The 17,268-nt window shown below is 39.7% G+C and carries 17 protein-coding genes; 10 read left to right on the top strand and 7 right to left on the bottom strand.

The window, feature by feature from the left end; genetic code table 11:
• Window positions 1-42 precede the first annotated feature (42 nt).
• The 4 genes from flgB to CVT14_RS05590 are packed head-to-tail and all read left to right on the top strand — an operon-like array spanning window position 43 to window position 3,120.
• Window positions 43-477, top strand: a complete 435-nt coding sequence (gene flgB / locus CVT14_RS05575; protein WP_107849895.1) for a flagellar basal body rod protein FlgB — start codon at window positions 43-45, stop codon at window positions 475-477.
• An 8-nt stretch (window positions 478-485) separates the two neighbouring features.
• Complete coding sequence (gene flgC, locus CVT14_RS05580; RefSeq protein WP_009294076.1) at window positions 486-986, top strand: flagellar basal body rod protein FlgC; 501 nt, start codon at window positions 486-488, stop codon at window positions 984-986.
• Complete coding sequence (gene fliE, locus CVT14_RS05585; protein WP_002941937.1) at window positions 986-1,279, top strand: flagellar hook-basal body complex protein FliE; 294 nt, start codon at window positions 986-988, stop codon at window positions 1,277-1,279. Before flgC ends, fliE begins: the two co-directional genes overlap by 1 nt.
• 8 nt (window positions 1,280-1,287) lie before the next feature.
• Entirely contained in the window at window positions 1,288-3,120 is a 1,833-nt protein-coding gene (locus CVT14_RS05590) for a peptidoglycan D,D-transpeptidase FtsI family protein (RefSeq protein ID WP_012139982.1), read from the top strand.
• 88 nt (window positions 3,121-3,208) lie between these two features.
• On the opposite strand, the gene CVT14_RS05595 is transcribed toward CVT14_RS05590, so the two are convergent.
• From CVT14_RS05595 to CVT14_RS05605, 3 genes are read right to left on the bottom strand one after another with little or no spacing between them, the layout of a single operon-like run.
• Window positions 3,209-3,670: a hypothetical protein gene (locus CVT14_RS05595; protein WP_009294079.1), complete on the bottom strand. Its 462-nt coding sequence runs from the start codon at window positions 3,668-3,670 to the stop codon at window positions 3,209-3,211.
• Between the two features lie 47 nt (window positions 3,671-3,717).
• Complete coding sequence (hemH, locus tag CVT14_RS05600; RefSeq protein ID WP_107849896.1) at window positions 3,718-4,671, bottom strand: ferrochelatase; 954 nt, start codon at window positions 4,669-4,671, stop codon at window positions 3,718-3,720.
• Window positions 4,671-5,540 (bottom strand): Gfo/Idh/MocA family protein, encoded by an 870-nt coding sequence (locus CVT14_RS05605; protein ID WP_103650620.1) that lies wholly within the window; start codon window positions 5,538-5,540, stop codon window positions 4,671-4,673. The genes hemH and CVT14_RS05605 overlap by 1 nt, the downstream gene beginning before the upstream one ends.
• A 170-nt stretch (window positions 5,541-5,710) precedes the next feature.
• Between CVT14_RS05605 and alaS the strand changes: the two genes are divergently transcribed.
• Genes alaS through CVT14_RS05635 form a run of 6 tightly spaced genes read left to right on the top strand, consistent with a single transcriptional unit; the run spans window position 5,711 to window position 13,185 of the window.
• On the top strand, window positions 5,711-8,269 hold the full coding sequence (gene alaS, locus CVT14_RS05610) for an alanine--tRNA ligase (RefSeq protein ID WP_107849897.1): 2,559 nt from the start codon (window positions 5,711-5,713) through the stop codon (window positions 8,267-8,269).
• Window positions 8,266-8,766 (top strand): 3-isopropylmalate dehydratase, encoded by a 501-nt coding sequence (locus tag CVT14_RS05615; RefSeq protein ID WP_107849898.1) that lies wholly within the window; start codon window positions 8,266-8,268, stop codon window positions 8,764-8,766. Before alaS ends, CVT14_RS05615 begins: the two co-directional genes overlap by 4 nt.
• Window positions 8,763-9,305, top strand: coding sequence for a septum formation inhibitor Maf (gene maf, locus CVT14_RS05620; RefSeq protein ID WP_107849899.1), 543 nt, complete (start codon window positions 8,763-8,765; stop codon window positions 9,303-9,305). Before CVT14_RS05615 ends, maf begins: the two co-directional genes overlap by 4 nt.
• Window positions 9,302-11,230 (top strand): transglycosylase domain-containing protein, encoded by a 1,929-nt coding sequence (locus CVT14_RS05625; RefSeq protein ID WP_087580891.1) that lies wholly within the window; start codon window positions 9,302-9,304, stop codon window positions 11,228-11,230. Before maf ends, CVT14_RS05625 begins: the two co-directional genes overlap by 4 nt.
• An 8-nt stretch (window positions 11,231-11,238) precedes the next feature.
• Window positions 11,239-11,553, top strand: coding sequence for a helix-hairpin-helix domain-containing protein (locus CVT14_RS05630; protein ID WP_107849900.1), 315 nt, complete (start codon window positions 11,239-11,241; stop codon window positions 11,551-11,553).
• A gap of 57 nt (window positions 11,554-11,610) precedes the next feature.
• A complete protein-coding gene (locus CVT14_RS05635; RefSeq protein ID WP_107849901.1) occupies window positions 11,611-13,185 on the top strand; it encodes a phosphoethanolamine transferase in 1,575 nt (524 codons plus the stop codon).
• Window positions 13,186-13,228: 43 nt separating this feature from the next.
• On the opposite strand, the gene glyS is transcribed toward CVT14_RS05635, so the two are convergent.
• From glyS to CVT14_RS05650, 4 genes are read right to left on the bottom strand one after another with little or no spacing between them, the layout of a single operon-like run.
• On the bottom strand, window positions 13,229-15,247 hold the full coding sequence (gene glyS, locus CVT14_RS05640) for a glycine--tRNA ligase subunit beta (RefSeq protein WP_107849902.1): 2,019 nt from the start codon (window positions 15,245-15,247) through the stop codon (window positions 13,229-13,231).
• Window positions 15,244-15,396 carry a hypothetical protein gene (locus tag CVT14_RS10730; RefSeq protein ID WP_162141910.1) on the bottom strand — a complete coding sequence of 51 codons (153 nt, stop codon included), beginning with the start codon at window positions 15,394-15,396 and terminating at the stop codon, window positions 15,244-15,246. The genes glyS and CVT14_RS10730 overlap by 4 nt, the downstream gene beginning before the upstream one ends.
• 3 nt (window positions 15,397-15,399) lie before the next feature.
• Window positions 15,400-16,782, bottom strand: a complete 1,383-nt coding sequence (locus tag CVT14_RS05645; protein WP_107849903.1) for an endonuclease/exonuclease/phosphatase family protein — start codon at window positions 16,780-16,782, stop codon at window positions 15,400-15,402.
• The gene (locus tag CVT14_RS05650) at window positions 16,779-17,258 is read right to left on the bottom strand and encodes a tRNA (cytidine(34)-2'-O)-methyltransferase (protein ID WP_012139996.1); all 480 of its coding nucleotides are present in this window, start codon (window positions 17,256-17,258) and stop codon (window positions 16,779-16,781) included. Before CVT14_RS05650 ends, CVT14_RS05645 begins: the two co-directional genes overlap by 4 nt.
• Between the last annotated feature and the right edge of the window lie 10 nt (window positions 17,259-17,268).

The following is a 17,268-nucleotide window of genomic DNA, read 5'->3' on the forward strand; positions in this document are numbered from 1 at the left end:
ATCATTTGCTTATAAAAATGTGAAAATTTATAAGGATTTTAAATGTTTGTTTTAGATAGATCAAAATCTAGCCCATTAGTCGAATCAGCCCTTGCAGGCAGAGAACTACGCCAAAAGCTCATCTCTGGCAACCTTGCTAATGTTGATACGCCATTTTACAAGGCTAGAGACGTAAGATTTGAAGATGTTTTAAGAGAAAAAGCAAATGAAATTTATAACGTTTCAGAGAGCAAAAAACTAAATTTAGCTAAAACAAACGAAGCGCACATGGCTGCAGTTGATTTTCCAAAAAGCGACACAGCTCAAATTTTCTTGCGTGATGGTCACATGGCTAGAAATGACACAAACACGGTTGATCTTGATGTTGAGACAACAGAAATGGGCAAAAACACAGTTATGATAAACGCCCTTGATGGCGCCTACAAGGCTCAGGGCAATATCTTTAAAAGCGTAATAGACGCAAGTGCTAAGAACTAGGAGAGATGATGTCATACTTAAATGATTTTGATATTAGCGGATACGGACTAAGCGCGCAACGCTTCAGAATGAACGTCATCAGCTCAAACATCGCAAACGCTCAAACCACAAGAACGGCTGAGGGCGGCCCTTACAGAAGGCAAGAAGTCATCTTTAAAGAGATGAACTTTGATAAAATTTTAAACGATCAACTTAAAAACTCACAAAGTCTGCTCGAGTATGAAAATCCACTCGACGACCCAAGCTCACCCAAAAACGCTCACCCTGCCCTAACTAGCGTGATCGTAGATAAAGTGGTGCGCGATGACAAGGATTTTCAACTAAAATACGACCCAAGCCACCCGGACGCAAATGCAAATGGCTACGTCGCATTTCCAAATATAAACCCAGTCATCGAGATGGCTGACTTGCTCGAGGCGACAAGGGCTTATCAAGCAAATGTAGCGTCATTTCAAAACGCAAAAACAATAGCACAAAGTGCGATATCACTTATTTCAGGACAAGCATAATGATAAATAGTATAAATTTAGATAAGTTAAATAAAAACGAAAATTCAAACAAAATAGCAAAAGCAGGCGAAGAAGGCGGCTTTGAAAACGCATTAAACGACTCTTTAAAAGAGCTAAACAAGGTTCAAATAAATGCTGATAAAGCCATCGCTGATCTTGCAACTGGCGAAGTAAAAGACTTGCACCAAGCAGCTATCGCCATAGGCAAAGCAGAGACTAGCATGAAGCTTATGCTAGAAATTCGCAACAAAGCGCTAAGCGCATACAAAGAAATTTCAAGAACGCAAATTTAAGCCATTGAATGAATTCCAGAAAATCAAAAATAACCATACTTTTTTTATTAATTACTTTTGGAATTTCAATCTTTGTGCTTGTTATATTTTATAGAGCGAGCATCGAGCGAAAGCTTCCTAAGCTTCAAACAAGCGACGTAAATACCGCCATCCGCGGCAATATCGTCACAAAAGACGGCTTTAGCATCTCATCAAGCCAAAAACTCTACAAAGTGATGCTTGACACCAGAAATATCGATCCAAATAAAAAAGAGATGTTTATCAAGCTCTACTCGCTTTACAGCGGTGACGATCCAAACAAAGTAAGAAAGATCATAAACGGCACAAAAGGTCTTGTCACGCTCTCTTACAGCATCGATGCAAAGGGTGCTACTTATCTTCAGGAGCTTTCAAGAAAGTTAAACCGCAAAGGCATTTTAATCTCTTATCTTGACCCAAAAACTGGCCTTGCCTCTTTTCAAGGCATGCGCGTGATGGAGAGTGGTCAAAACCGCAAATTTATGTCAAAAGACGCCCTGACACCAGCTATCGGCTACGTGAGTAAAACAGAGAGTGACGCACTTACCAAAAGTAAAGGCGTAAAAGGGCTTGAGAGATACTACGAGGACTACCTAGCTCCGATACAAAACGCCAAAATCCTTGGTCCGCGCGATATCGGCAACAATATAATTTTAACCAGCGATTCAAATTTAGCAACAAGAGTCGATGGCTATAACGCAGTGCTTTCTATACCGCTTAAATTTCAGACCAAACTAGAGCAAATCTTAGATGAAAAGCGCGAATTTCTAGACGCAAAAGAGCTAATCATCTGCATAATGAATAGCAAAAATGGCGAAATTCTAGCACTAGCTTCTAGCTCAAGGTATGATCCTTCAAACATAAGAAAGCAAGATTACAGCGCGCTAAATTCAAGCGCAAGCGAGTATGCATACGAGGTTGGATCGGTTTTTAAGCCATTTATCTTCTCCATACTACTTCAAGAAAAAAAGGTAAATCCTTTTGAACTAGTAAATACCTACAACGGACGCTATCAGCTAGGCAAAAGGATCATCAAGGACACCCACCCAGAGCCTTTTATGAGTGCTGAAGACATCATCGTGCACAGCTCGAACATAGGTATGATCCAGCTAGTAGATAGACTAAATGGCCCACAAATTTATCAGGGACTTTTAAATTTTGGCTTTTCAAGAAAGACTGGCATCGACCTGCCATACGAGCAAGTGGGTATGATGCCAACGGTTACAAAGCTAAACTCATCGACCTATAAAGCGACAGTTAGCTACGGATACGGTCTTCAAGCGACATTTATGCAGCTTTTGAAAGCTTATAACACCTTTAACAACAAAGGCATCGAGGTGACGCCACACATGGTGGCATATCTTGAGCGAAACGGCAAGCGCTACGATCTGCCAAAAGCAGAGCCAGCACAGGTCATCTCGCAAGAGACCGCAAAGATAATGAAGAGAATTTTGATAAAAACAGTTGAAAAAGGTACTGGTTTAAAGGCATTTACGCCAGGTCTTGAGATAGGCGGTAAAACTGGCACCGCGCACATCGCTTCTGGCAAAGGCGGATATAGCAACACCTATAATGGCTCCTTTTTTGGCTTCGTAAATGACACAAGAGGCAACAGCTACACCATAGGCGTTTTGGCAAGAGATCCTAAAAAACCTTACTACTACTTTGGTGCGCAAAGTGCGTTGCCGACATTCAAAAAGGCCGTTGATCTAATGGTTGAAGATGGCTATTTATTCCCAGATCCTAATGTCATAGCTGAGTTTGAAGCTAAAAAAGATAAGCTTAAAAACGACAAAGCAAAGCAAAAACCGGCTTTAGATTAAATTTAATTTCTAAGATATAAATATTAAATTTCGAATTTAGAGTTTAAAGTAGAAATTTGGATCTAGGCAAGCAGCCTAAATCCAGAATTTATGCAAGTCCAAGTTCATTTAAGACAGAGCTTAAATTTACAGAATTATTTGTATTTTTGCCAAGGCTATTTTGCTTCTCAAGCAGTGTTTGGCTCGTAAGTGCCATGTTTAGCTCTTTGCGGTAGTCACTTAAAATTTTATCCATGATTTTAAGTAGCTCATTTTTTTGATCCTGCGTTTTGGTCGGATCATTTATGCTTAAAAGCTCAGTTAGCTCCTCTTTTTTCTGAGCTATCTTCTCTTCTATCTTGTTTGAATTTAGCTCATTCATAAAGCCAGCAGCACCGATTTCTGTAAGCCTTTTCTTAAACTGCTCAAGCTTGTCTGAAACCTTTGCCTCGCTTGTGATCTTATCAAGCGTTAGACTTAAAATTTCATCAAAACTATTTTTTTTATCTTTAGCTTTGCTTGAGCCTGACTGCAACAAATAATCGATAATATCGTTATTTTGAACCTTCATACATCTCCTTTTAAATTTGAGATGCTTTTTATAAGCAAGATTTATTCCTAAAGGCTAAATTCTCTAGCACTTTTTGATTTTTCTAGGATAAAGCTAGCAAATTCATCGCTAAAATTTGGACACTCTACCACTTTATAAAAACTAAAGCTTAGCTCTTTTGCAAGCTTAGCGTACTCGATAACTAGCTCAAAAATGGTCTCAGAGTTATCTATGCAAAAAGATAGCGGATAGATAAGCGCTTTTTTATTTTCGCACTTTGCCAAAGCCTCATTTAGCGATGGCTCTAGCCATTTAACTGGGCCAAGACGCGACTGATAAGCAAGGCTCACATCTTTAAAATTTAACCCCTGCTCTTTTAACATTTTGCTTAAAATTTGCACATGTTCGTTTATATGTTTTTCGTAGATATCGCCCTTTTCTATGATCTTGCGAGGCAAAGAGTGAGCTGAAAAGATGAGACTAACATCGCTTATATCGGTATCTTTTACCGCTTCACAGATGTGAGAGATAATGATCTTATTGTAAGCGTCATCATCATAAAATGGCTCGCAAAGTGAAATTTTAGCTTTTAGATCAAGCTCCTCTTTTGCCTTTTTAAAATCAGCTAAGCTCGAGGTTATCGTAGTTTGTGAGTGATGAGGATAGAGCGGCAAAAGCACTATCTTATCAAATTTTTCATACTTTTTAAGCACATCTTTTACAAATGGCGAAGTGTAGTTCATTGCAAAATCAACCGCGTCAAATTCGCTTTTAAGGCTTGAAATTTTCTCACAAAGCTTAGCTGTAAGCTCGCAAAGTGGCGACTTTCCGCCTATTTGCTCGTAGTTGTGCTTCGCGGTTTTTAGCCTGCCTTTTGTGATCATGAAAGCTACAAATTTTCTTAAAAATTTATTTTTTATACCCAAAATATATGGGTCATTAAACATATTTGTTAAGAAAATTTCGACATCATCTAGGCTGTTTGCACCACCCATATTTAAAAGCAAAAGAGCTTTTTTCATCAAAATAGTTCTCTTATTTTTATCGCGTCATCGATGTTTGAAAGTTCGCTACTCTCGCCACTTTGGCAAAGATCGTAAAAGGCCTCGTATTGCGCTTTTAACTCGCTATTATTTGTATCTATCTTTAAATTCATCTGTCCATTTTCGCTCACTTGATGAAGTTTGTGATCGATGAGATCGCCAAAATAGACGCCATTTTTCGCATTTACCTCTATCTTAAAGCGCTCTAGTGAGCCACAAAATGAGTCAGTGATATGCACTAGAATTTGATTTTTACTTTTAAAGCTTATCGCCGCGTTATCGGCACTTTTGGCATTTGTCTTGTTTGTTTGAGTGTAGTAAAAGTCACTGACTTCAGAATTTATAATATTTTTTGCTAGGTCGATGTCAGAAACTGAGAGCTCATTTATGATATTTCCGTCGCAAAGTGGCTTAAAATGAGCAATAGAAATGCTATAAATTTCATCTTCTTTTAAAAGTGCTTTTTTAAGTGACAAGATAGTTGGATTAAAACGCTCTGAAATTCCTGTGCAAACCCTAGTTTTGTTTGTTTTAGCGGCATATTTTATCTCTTTAAGATCGGCGATACTTTTAAAAACTGGGCGTGAGATGAGGATATTTTGGCAATATTTTGCACACTGGCAAAATGCCTCCACCATCTCCTCTCTTGGCGAGCAAAGCACGACTGCTTGAGGCTGGGCAACCTCTATAAATTCTTTAAAATCAGTATAAAAATCAGCTCTGCAAAACTCATCAACATTGTCTTTGTCAAAAATGCCACAAATTTCAAACTCGTTTGAGCGTCTAAGCTCTAAATAATGTTTTTTACCTGTGCTGCAATAGCCGATAATGCCGATTTTTAGCTTCACATTCACCCTTTAAAACTTTAGAAATTTTTAATTATTTTATTTACAAATCGCTTTTAAATAGATAAAACAAGAGATAGTTTTCAAAATATCACTATTTTTTCTCTTTTTAGAATTTCGCAAACGAATTTTGGCTAAAATCAAGCAAAATTTTAAAACTAACGAGGATAAAAATGCAAAATTTAGATATAAGAAAGGCATATCTTGATTTTTTTAAATCAAAAGGTCACGAAGTAGTAGCTTCTGCACCACTTGTGCCAAACGATGCAACACTACTTTTCACAAATGCTGGCATGGTGCCATTTAAGAGCATTTTCACAGGCGAAGTGCCACGCCCAACACCACCTATCCGCACTAGCTGTCAGACCTGCATAAGAGCTGGAGGCAAGCACAACGACCTTGATAACGTCGGCTACACAGCGCGCCACCACACATTTTTTGAGATGCTTGGCAACTTTAGCTTTGGCGAATACTTCAAAAAAGAGGCAATCTCTTACGCTTGGGAATTTGTCACAGAAGTGCTAAAACTACCAAAAGATAAGCTTTATGTAACCGTTCACGAAAGCGACGATGAGGCGTTTGAAATTTGGAGCACTCACATTGCAAAAGAGAGAATTTACCGCTTTGGCGACCACGATAACTTCTGGCAAATGGGTGATACTGGACCATGCGGCCCTTGCAGTGAAATTTTTTACGATCAAGGCGCTGAGCACTTTAATACACCTGAAGACTACATGGGTGGCGATGGTGATAGATTCTTAGAGATATGGAACCTTGTTTTCATGCAGTATGAAAGAAGTGCGGACGGCAAGCTAAGCCCACTACCAAAGCCAAGCATCGATACAGGTATGGGACTTGAGCGCGTTACTGCTATCTTGCAAGGCAAATTTAGCAACTACGACAGCACACTTTTTATGCCACTCATCAATGAAGTAGCAAATCTTTGTGGCAAGCCATACGTCTATGAAAGTGGTGCTAGCTACCGCGTCATAAGCGATCACATCCGCTCGGTCACATTTTTGCTAGCTCAAGGCACGACATTTGATAAAGAAGGCCGTGGCTACGTGCTTCGCCGCATCTTACGCCGTGCGATCCGCCATGGATATTTACTAGGCATAAAAGAGCCATTTATGTATAAGCTTGTCGATAAAGTTTGCGAGCTCATGGGCGGACACTACACCTATCTAAACGATAAAAAAGCGGCTGTAAAAGAGCAGATCAAGCTTGAAGAAGAGAGATTTTTAGCGACTATCGCTAGTGGTTTGGAGCTATTTGAGAGTGAGCTTAAAAATACAAAAGAAATTTTTAGCGGAGAGGCTGCATTTAAGCTCTATGACACATTTGGCTTCCCACTTGATCTAACAGCTGATATGCTTAGAGAAAAGGGCTTAAAAGTCGATGAGGCAAGGTTTGATGAGCTTATGAGTGAGCAAAAAGCACGTGCAAAAGCTGCTTGGAAAGGCAGTGGTGACAAGAGCGCGAAGGGCGATTTTAAAGAGCTACTTGAGAAATTTGGAGAGAATAAATTTGTAGGCTACGAAGAGCTTAAGAGTAAAAGTAAAATTCTAGCCCTACTTGATGAAGAATTTAAAAACGTTGATAGCTTAGACGCTGGCAAAGAGGGCTGGGTGATGTTTGACGTCACTCCATTTTACGCTCAAAGTGGCGGTCAGTGCGGCGACAGCGGTAAGATAGTAGGCAAAGCAGATGTACTTGATACTGAGAAATTTCATGGGCTAAATTTATCTTTAGTAAAGACTAGCGCAGCGATAAAAGTTGGCGACGAAGTAGAGCTTGAAGTGGGCAGTGATAGAGCGGAGACTGCACGCCATCACAGCGCTACACACTTGCTTCACGCAGCCCTTAGAAGCGTGCTTGGCACGCACATCGCTCAAGCTGGCTCAAATGTCGAGGCAGATAGGCTAAGATTTGACTTCTCTCATCCAAAGGCGCTTACTGGCGAAGAAATTTCAAAGGTCGAAAACCTTGTAAATGAGTGGATCTTAGACGGTGCAAATGCAAAAACGCAGGTTATGGAGCTTGAAGAGGCTAAAAAAAGCGGAGCGATCGCACTATTTAATGAAAAATATGCCGACAAAGTAAGAGTTGTGAGCTTTGGTGACGTCAGCAAAGAGCTTTGCGGTGGCACACACGTAAAAAATATAGATGAGATCGGATCGTTTTTTATCACAAAAGAGAGTGGTGTAAGTGCTGGTGTTAGGCGTATAGAGGCTGTTTGCTCAAGGGCTGCGCTAAATTTAGCAAGGTCATTTAGAGCTGAGCTTGAAGAGCTAAAAGATGAGCTAAAAAGCACCGAGCCACTAAATGCCGTTAAAAAGCTAAAAGGCGAGATAAAAGGCTTAAAAGATAAGCTAAAAAACGCTAAAAGTTCTGAGGAGCTAGCCTTTATAAATGTAAATGGCACCAAGCTTTGTGTGGCACACATCGATGGTGGCGACATAAAAACTTTGATAGATGAGTTTAAAAATGGGCACGAAAAGGCTGCTATTTTACTGATCCAAACAGATGAAGAGGGTAAAATTTCGCTTGCAGCGGGTGTGAAAAATGCTCCACTAAAAGCTGGCGCTTGGGTTAAATTTGCAGCACAAATTCTAGGTGGCAATGGCGGCGGAAAAGACGACTTTGCAACAGCTGGAGGCAAAAACGCTCTAGCCATCGAAGACGCCATAAAAAGCTCACTTGAGTATGCAAGGCAAGCTTTAGAAAAATGATTCATCAAGAGATCGCTTTTTTTAAATTTGATCAACTAATCATCTTCTTGCACATTAGTTTCGTAGCTCTTTTTATAGGGCTACAAGCTGGTTTAGTGCTTACTGGAAGCTATTTTATAAAAAATAAATTTGAAGATAAAGAGCGCTATCACATCTTGCTTCACATCATAAGACGCTTTGGACTAGCTATCTTTGCACTAGTTCTTGGCATCGCACTAACTAGCCTGATAATGATCTTTTTCTTTGATGATGGCAAAATGCAAAATCCGATGGCAAGTGCGATAGCAGCGACTAAATGGGCGATAGAGCTATTTTTACTCTTAAATTTAAGCTACATCTTTTATAGATACAAAAAGGCTTTAAAAACTCTAAGATCGCACGAGATGATCGAGCTAAACGAGAGCCTAATCGTCATCATCTACTACTTCACGCCACTAAATTTACTAGCCTCGCTTGCGGCTGTCTATCTTGGCGTGAGCTATATGGGCTTTTTATGATCACACTTGCTTCTAGCTCGCCAACAAGGGCAAATTTACTAAAAAATGCCGGGATAGAATTTAAACAAATTTCTTGCAGCTTTGATGAGAGCATGGTAGCAAAAGAGCTAAAACCTGAAATTTACGTCCAAAATGTCGTAAAAACTAAAAAAGAGCAGTTTTTAAAGACAAATGGCAAGCTTTTAAATTTACTCTTTGCAGATAGCTGCGTGGCTTGTGGGGATAAAATTTTAGGCAAGGCAAAGGACGAAAACGAGGCACTTGCTATGCTAAATTTACAAAGTGGCAATGAGTGTAGCGTCTATACGGCGATGATATTTTTAGGCGAATTTGAGCTTATAAATGTGAGCAAGACCACATATAAATTTGCTAAATTTAGCGAGCAAGATCTAAAAAGCTACCTAGAAAGTGGCGAGTGGCGAGGCAAAGCTGGAGCCATGACGATAGAAAATTTTAATAAAAAATACATCATCTCCCAGCACGGCAAAACAAGCACGGCAATGGGGCTAAATTTAAAAATATTAAAGGCATTTTTATGAAATATATCTTGGCATTTATCTTTGTAGTTGCCATCGCACTTGGTGGAGCGTTTTTATACTTTTATTCGCAGGTGAGATTTGACGCTTATACCATCATCGACTACAAGCCAAAGCTTGCGACACAAATTTTTGATAGAAACAATGAGCTTATCGCAAATATCTTTGAAGAAAACAGGATTTACGTAAAGTATAACGACATCCCGCCACGTGTCATCGAAGCGCTCGTGGCTATCGAGGATACGAGCTACTTTGAGCATGGCGGTATAAACGTAGAAGCCATGGCAAGAGCGGCTATAAAAGACATCAAAGCTAGAAAGCTAGTAGAAGGCGCATCTACGCTAACTCAGCAGCTCATAAAAAACCTAGCCCTAAGCCGCGAGAAGAAATTTACAAGAAAGATAAAAGAGGTCGTGCTTGCTATGAAGCTTGAAAGCGAGCTTAGCAAAGAGGACATCATCGAAAGATACCTAAATCACGTATATTTCGGGCACGGCTACTACGGCATCAAAACAGCTGCGGAGGGATACTTTAGAAAAGAACTAAATGAGCTAAGCATAAAAGAGATAGCGATGCTAGTTGGCATGCCAAAAGCGCCAAGCACCTATGATCCTACAAAGCACCTTGACCTCTCACTTAGCCGTGCAAACAGGGTACTTGAAAGGATGTATAGCATCGGCTGGATAAACGAAGATGAGTACCGCAAGGGCGTGCTTGAAGAGCCAGCAGTCTTTGACGATACGCTAACACGCAATAAAGCTCCTTACGTGGTCGATGAGATCATAAAAGAGGCTTCAAAGAAATTTGACGATATAAAAACTGGCGGCTACAAGATACAAAGCACAGTCGATCTAAACGTGCAAAAGATCGCTCAGGACGCTCTAGTCTATGGCTACAATGAAATTTTAAAAAGAGATAAAAAGGCAAATCCAGAGATGTTAAATGGCGCTATCGTCGTCACTCATCCACAAAGCGGACAAATTTTAGCGCTAATTGGCGGCATCGACTACGCAAAAAGTAGCTACAACCGCGCTACCCAAAGCAAGCGTCAGCCAGGATCTAGCATTAAGCCATTTATCTACCAAATAGCCCTTGATAGCGGCTACTCAGTCGTCTCTCAAGTAGCTGATATCGCTAAGACGTTTGACATGGGCAACGGCAAAGAGTGGACGCCAAAGAACTATAGCGGCGGCTTTCAAGGCTACATCACGATAAAATCAGCCTTAACCCAGTCTCGCAACCTCGCAACCATAAATTTACTAAACGATCTTGGTCTTAGCTCGGTTCGCAAACAGCTTACAGATATGGGCTTTAACGACATCCCTGAAAATTTATCAATCGCACTTGGTAGCTTTGGAATTTCGCCACTTGACTTTGCAAAATTTTACTCGATGTTTCCAAACGATGGCGAAGTGGTTGAGCCTACGCTCATTAAGCATATAGAAAATAGCTTTGGCGCGTCGATGGACTATGAGCCTCAAAAGAAGCAGGTACTAAAACCTGAGCAGGCATTTTTGATGACTACCTTGCTTCAAAACGTCGTAAACAACGGCACCGGACGCAACGCAAAGGTAAATGGCATCCAGATCGCTGGCAAAACTGGCACGTCGAACAACAGCATCGATGCTTGGTTTTGCGGCTATTCGCCTGATATCGAGGCGATCATCTGGTACGGAAACGACGATAACAGCCCTATGAAAAAGGTCGAGGGCGGCAGCAGGACAGCTGCACCTGTCTTTAAGAAATTTATGGAGGGCTACATCAAGCTCTACCCTACCCTAAGACGCGCGTTTGAGCAGCCTGATGGCGTCTATAAAGGATACTACAACGGCGCTGATGAGTACTACACAAACGACTCGCCGTTGCCGCAAAATACGCCAACAAATGACATCATTCAAGATCAAGAAAACGATGGATTATTATTTTAGGAGATAAGATGAAAAAATTAAAAATTTTACTTTGCCTAGCGCTTGCAAGCCTTGCATACGGCGCTGATCTAAACACAGCTAGTAAGAGTGAGCTAATGAGTCTTGGGCTAAACAAAAGCCAGGCACTAAATGTCATAAAATATAGAAAAGCTCATAAATTTACAAGTGTCGAAGAGCTTGAGAAGGTTCAAGGCATCGGCTTTAACGACATGCAAAAGGTCAAAGAAAAACTTAGCGTAAAAGATAGCCAAAAGGCGAAAAAGGCTGAGCCTGAAAAGAAGTCAAAAAGCAAAAAGCTAAAAAATAAGAAAAAGAAAAAATAGATTTAGTTTAAAAATTTAAATTTTTAAAAAAATGCTTTAAGTGAAAGGAATCTTTAAATGATTAATATCAATAAATTTGGAGAAGTAAGTTTTTTTAAATTTTTAACTTTATTTATAATATATATGCTTTTTGTAAATCATATATTTTTATATAAAGGCGTTTTTTTAGGATTTTTAGAAACAAACTCGCTTTCTTTTTCTACCTTATTTTTCGCAATTATGTGCATATTTCTTGCGTCACTTTTTGCAAGCGTATTTTGCATTGTATTTCTGCCTTATTTATTAAAACCCTTTGCTATTTTTGTAATTATTGTTAGCTCGATTTGTTCTTATTTTATGTCAAATTACGGCGTTATCATAAACAAAGAGATGTTACTAAACGTCCTTCATACTGATAACAAAGAAGCTTTTAGTTATTTAAGCATAAATTTAGTATTATGGTTTGTCTTTGCAACTATTTTGCCATGCATTTATGTTGTTTTCGTAAAAATCAATTATGGTAGCTTTAAAAATAGTCTAAAAATTAGATTAAAGATTATCGCTTTTTCGATCGTTACTATCGCTATTATTTTTTCACTAACTTCAAAAATTTTCATACCATTTTTTAGAGAACACATTTACTTAAAGACAGTCTTACTTCCATCTTATCCAGTATATTCTGCCATAAAGCTGGCTCAAATTTTGCTTCAAAAACCACTCCCTTTTACCTACGTGGCAGATGACGCAACGCTTACTAACGATAAAAAGAAAATTTTAGTTTTGATAGTTGGAGAGACGCAAAGGAGCAAAAACTACTCGCTAAATGGCTACGCTAAAAACGATACAAACAAATTCACCAAGCAAAAAGATGTGGTAAGTTTTACAAATTTTTACTCATGTGGGACTGCGACAGAAACTAGTGTGCCTTGCCTATTTTCAGACTTAAAGCGAGAAAATTTTAGCAACCGCGAAGCTAAAGCTCGTGAAAATTTAGTTGATATCATCAATAAACTTGGCATAAAAACATACTTTTTTGGCAACAATAGTGGCGGCTGCAAGGGCGTTTGTGACAATCTTGATCAAAACCACACCTCAGAGCACAGAGCAGCTGGCTTTGATGAAGTGATATTTGATGAGGCAAAAAAGGTCATAAAAGATGCAAATTCCACTACATTTATCGTGCTACATTTGCAAGGCTCACATGGACCTATCTACTACAAAGGCTATCCAAGCAAATTTAAAGAATTTACCCCAACATGCGACACTGCCGAGCTAAACAAATGCACGCCAGATGAGATAGCAAACACCTATGACAACACTATTTTATATGAGGACTATCTGCAAAGCGAGCTGATAAACGCTCTTGAAGCAAGAAAAGATAAATTTGAGGTTGTCATGTTCTTTTTCTCAGATCACGGAGAGAGTCTAGGCGAAAATGGCATATATTTACATGGCCTGCCTTACTCCATCGCTCCAGATGAGCAAAAACACATCCCAGCCATCGTCTTTTCAAGCGATAGCGAGCTCTTAAAAAGGCTAAAAGCTAGAAAAGACGAAAGTCTTTCTCATGATTTTGTCTTTAGCTCAGTTCTTGGATATTTTGGGGTAAAAACTAAGGCTTACGAGCCAGAATTTGATATCTTTAGGGAGTAAAAATTTAAAGCCAGCCTAGGCAAAGCCCGAAGCTGGCGCAAATTTAAAAGCTGATCTCTTTTATATCGGCTACTTTTAGTATCTCGCTATAAATTTGACCGATGATCGCGACGCGGTTATTTCGCACCTTCTCATTTTCAACGTTTATCATAACTTTGTCAAAAAACTCATCTATCTGCGGTTTTAGAGCAAATAGCGCTTTTAGCCTTGGCTCGTATGCTAGGCTCTTATCAACCGCCTTAAATGCGTCATTTAAGGCCTTTTCAGCATCTATCTCAAAGAGGCTCTCATCGACCTTGCTAAATTTATCATCTTTTATAATGTTTGCAAGGCGCTTAAATGTCGAGAAATTCTCCCTAAAATTTGGCTCACTTGAAATTTTAGCAAGTGCCTCTATCATCTTAGTTAGCTCCAAGATGTCCTTTTCGCCGCTTTTTATGCACGCTTTTACGATAGAAGCGTTTGCGTCAAAGAAGGTGTAGAGCCTATCAAGGATGAAATTTATAAGTACTTCAACGTCAAATTTCTTATAATCTTTTGCGATATCTTCTAAAATTTCTTTTACGTTAAATTTCAAATTATGCGCCAAAACGATCTTTATAACGCCATTTGCCGCGCGTCTTAGAGCGTATGGATCTTTCGTGCCGCTTGGGATTTTGCCGATGCTAAAGAGCCCCATTAGCGTATCAAGCTTATTTGAAAGTGCCACAACCGAGCTAAAGACCTTGCTTGGGCACTGCGCCTCCTCGCCATCTGGCAGATACTGCTCTTTTATGGCTAAAACGACGTTTTCATCCTCATTTTTAGCCTTTGCGTAGTAAGCGCCCATGATGCCTTGAAGCTCGGTAAATTCATAAACCATCTGCGTTGTAAGATCAGCCTTGCTTAGCATCACAGCTCGCTCTAGCTTGGCCGCGTACTCGCCAGCTTCTTTTTTAAGTAGCTCACCATAGTTGCTAGCAAGTTTTTTAGCCACTTTTAGCTCTCTAAGCTCTTTTTCATAGATACTTCCAAGCTCTTTTAGGTAGGTTATATTTTTTAGTTTCTCTGGGCTAAATTCTGCCTTAAGGTCGCTTTGCCAAAAGAACATCGCGTCGCTCAGCCTTGCTCTTAGCACCTTTTCGTTGCCCTTGATGATGAGCGAGTAATCTTTTGTGATGGCGTTGCTAACGACAACGAAGCCATTTGCGAGCTTGCCGTCCTTAAAAACTGGGAAGTAGCGCTGATTTTCTTTCATAGAAGTGATGATGACCTCGCTTGGCACCTCCAAAAACTCCTCTTCAAACGAGCCAAGAAGCGCTGTTGGATACTCAGTGATCGCCACGACTTCAGCCAGCAAGTCTTTATCGATCTCGATCTTTAGCCCACTTTTTTGGCTGATCTTTTCAAACTCATCAAGGATTATCTTTTCTCTCTCGTCCGCTTCAAGCACGACACCACGGCTCTTTGAGCCATCAAAATACTCTTTTATATTTGAAATTTTTATCTTGTCGTAGCTAACGCTTCTGTGAGGATATGTAGAGTTACTGCTCTCTACGCCAAATTTATTAAATTTAATGACCTCATCGCCGAGCAAACACAAAAACGATCTTATCGGTCGGATAAACTCAAACTCGCCATTGCCCCAGCGCATAGACTTGCCAAAATTTAGACTCTTTAAAAACTCCTCAACCATATCGCCCATTATCTTAGCGACTGGTTCGCCCTTTACCTCTTTTTCGTAGTAAAGCACCTCTTTGCCGTCTATCTCTTTAAATTTAAGCTCGCTCTCATCTATGCCACATTTATTTGCAAAGCTAAGAGCAGCCTTTGTAAAAGCTCCGTCTTTTAGCGCTATTTGCTTTGGTGCGCCAACAAAACTAGCCACGCTATCTGGCTGAGCCTGCGGGAATTTCTCATGGAAAAAGACCAAACGACGCGGCGTGTAGTAAAATTTAAACTCGCTTTTGATGTTGTATTTTTCAAGCACAGCCTGCCATTTAGCATTGATGTTTGGCAGCTCCCTTAAAAATGGTATCGCTGGAAGCTCCTCGACTCCGATCTCTAGTAACAACTCTTTCATATCTCACTCTTTTTATTAAAATTTTCTCTTTTTTCTCTTATCATCTCTCTTGCTTTCTCCTTCTCTTGCGCCTGCAAAATGACGCCTCTTATCATAAATATCACAAATAAAACAAACGCTGCGATCATAAAAATATCTAAAATTTGCACCATCTACTCCACAACGATCTCTTTTTCGTTTTTATAAATTTTCACCCTCGCTAGCTCAAAGCTATACTCGCCATCTTTTAGCCTTTTTTTGCTATAAACTCTAATCTTGCCATGCGGTGTATGCAAGTAGCCACTCTCTAGCCTGCCTGAAATTTTAGCGATCACATCGCCACTTCTTGCAATATTTAGCTTTGAGCTATCAAGTAAATTTTCGCTTACATCTTTTGTGCCATGCTCATTTATGATCTCATAAGAGCTTACTTCAAGCGCCTCTTTGTAAAATTTCACTCGCCTGACCAAGATGTCAAGCTCATCGCCCACGCCGACGCTATTTTTAGGATCAAAAACGTAAATTCCACGGCGATTTTTTGAGATGATAAAGCCATGCTTATCTTTTAAGATGACAACAGCTTTTTCAACTAGCGCTGGCACATCCTCAGGATGTTCAAAAAGCGTCTCTATGTCAGCTTTTTTATAGTTTTGATCATCTGCTTTTTTAGCTTCTTTTTTTAAATTTTCATTTGATTTAGCAGGACTTGATTTGGTTGAGATTTTAAATTTAAGCGCAAAGTGGTCTGAGTAAAGATCACTCTTTGCAAAGCCATGCTCATCAAGCACAAAGCTTGGCTTAAAGACTTCAAAACTGCCATCAATGTAGCTTAGATCGCCATTTGCCATAAAGCTAGGCGAGAGCAAAACGTGGTCAATGGCTCGCTTTTTGCCATGGACTGCATGAGAGTATCTATCTTTTGGGGCTAAAAAGCTATAAAGATCATAAAATCCACGAGTTGCGATGATATCATTTAAGATGGATTTTTGCCCATAAGGTGAGTTAAAATCGCCCAAAACTATGACATTTTGCTCGTTACCTAGAGCAGCTCTTAGCGTTCTTTCGGCCTTTTTTTGCATATTTATGCCGTTTTTGTAAGCTGGGAAATGATTAACAAAAACGCTAAATTTCTTACCCTCCACCTCAAAAACGACCTTTAAAATGTTTCTAGTTTTTACATTTGGCACTTCAAAAATTTCACTGCCACCTGGCTTTATCTTTGATATGAGAGCTAGCCCAACTGGAGAGTTTTTTGCCTTGCTAAAGGCTATAAATTTATACTCACTGCCATCAACCAAAGCCTTTAAAATCTGCTCGTTTTCAACCTCTTCAAGTGCGATGATGTCGGTATTTATAGCGTCTATGACCTGCCTTGTTCTTTTTAGTTTTGAGCTAGCCGCCTCGCAGTCCCACTTTGAAGTGCTAGATTTAAAGTCAGGATATTCGCTGCCATCGTCCTTGCAGTCAAATAAATTTTGCACGTTATAAGTTGCGATGCTTATCTCGCTTGCAAACGCCATCAAAACGGCAAAGACTAGTGCAAAGAGCGCTCTCAAACCTCGCTCCTAAAGTCAAATTTAGAGATGTTTTGTCTGATCGCCTCATACGCGATGATACCAGCACTCATGGCTAAATTTAAGCTCCTGCCCTCTTTTCCCATCGGGATCGTTATGGCATTTTTAAAATTTATATCCATAAATTCTCTTGGCAGCCCAGTGCTCTCTCCACCAAAAAATATAAAATCTCCTGGCTCAAATTTAGCGTCGTAGTAAAGTCTGTTTGTCTTAGTCGTAGCAAAGAAAAATCGCTCTTTGTGGCTTAAATTTGCCTCCAAAAACTCATCTAGGCTCTCCCAAATTTTTGGATCTAAAATTTTCCAATAATCAAGCCCAGCACGTCTAACAGCCTTTTCGCTCAGATCAAAGACAGTTGGCTTAACGATGTGCAGCTTTAAATTTGCATTTACACACATTCTGCCGATAGCTCCGGTGTTTTGCGGTATCTGAGGATGGACTAGGACTATGTTAAACATAAGTTTTTCT

Source organism: Campylobacter concisus, assembly GCF_003048445.1.
Taxonomy (GTDB): Bacteria; Campylobacterota; Campylobacteria; order Campylobacterales; family Campylobacteraceae; genus Campylobacter_A; species Campylobacter_A concisus_BF.

Bases quoted from the DNA above. Each gene is read 5' to 3' on its own strand.
- flgB (WP_107849895.1), top strand. From the start codon at position 43: ATGTTTGTTTTAGATAGATCAAAATCTAGCCCATTAGTCGAATCAGCC.
- flgC (WP_009294076.1), top strand. From the start codon at position 486: ATGTCATACTTAAATGATTTTGATATTAGCGGATACGGACTAAGCGCG.
- fliE (WP_002941937.1), top strand. From the start codon at position 986: ATGATAAATAGTATAAATTTAGATAAGTTAAATAAAAACGAAAATTCA.
- CVT14_RS05590 (WP_012139982.1), top strand. From the start codon at position 1,288: ATGAATTCCAGAAAATCAAAAATAACCATACTTTTTTTATTAATTACT.
- CVT14_RS05595 (WP_009294079.1), bottom strand. From the start codon at position 3,670: ATGAAGGTTCAAAATAACGATATTATCGATTATTTGTTGCAGTCAGGC.
- hemH (WP_107849896.1), bottom strand. From the start codon at position 4,671: ATGAAAAAAGCTCTTTTGCTTTTAAATATGGGTGGTGCAAACAGCCTA.
- alaS (WP_107849897.1), top strand. From the start codon at position 5,711: ATGCAAAATTTAGATATAAGAAAGGCATATCTTGATTTTTTTAAATCA.
- CVT14_RS05615 (WP_107849898.1), top strand. From the start codon at position 8,266: ATGATTCATCAAGAGATCGCTTTTTTTAAATTTGATCAACTAATCATC.
- maf (WP_107849899.1), top strand. From the start codon at position 8,763: ATGATCACACTTGCTTCTAGCTCGCCAACAAGGGCAAATTTACTAAAA.
- CVT14_RS05625 (WP_087580891.1), top strand. From the start codon at position 9,302: ATGAAATATATCTTGGCATTTATCTTTGTAGTTGCCATCGCACTTGGT.
- CVT14_RS05630 (WP_107849900.1), top strand. From the start codon at position 11,239: ATGAAAAAATTAAAAATTTTACTTTGCCTAGCGCTTGCAAGCCTTGCA.
- CVT14_RS05635 (WP_107849901.1), top strand. From the start codon at position 11,611: ATGATTAATATCAATAAATTTGGAGAAGTAAGTTTTTTTAAATTTTTA.
- glyS (WP_107849902.1), bottom strand. From the start codon at position 15,247: ATGAAAGAGTTGTTACTAGAGATCGGAGTCGAGGAGCTTCCAGCGATA.
- CVT14_RS05650 (WP_012139996.1), bottom strand. From the start codon at position 17,258: ATGTTTAACATAGTCCTAGTCCATCCTCAGATACCGCAAAACACCGGA.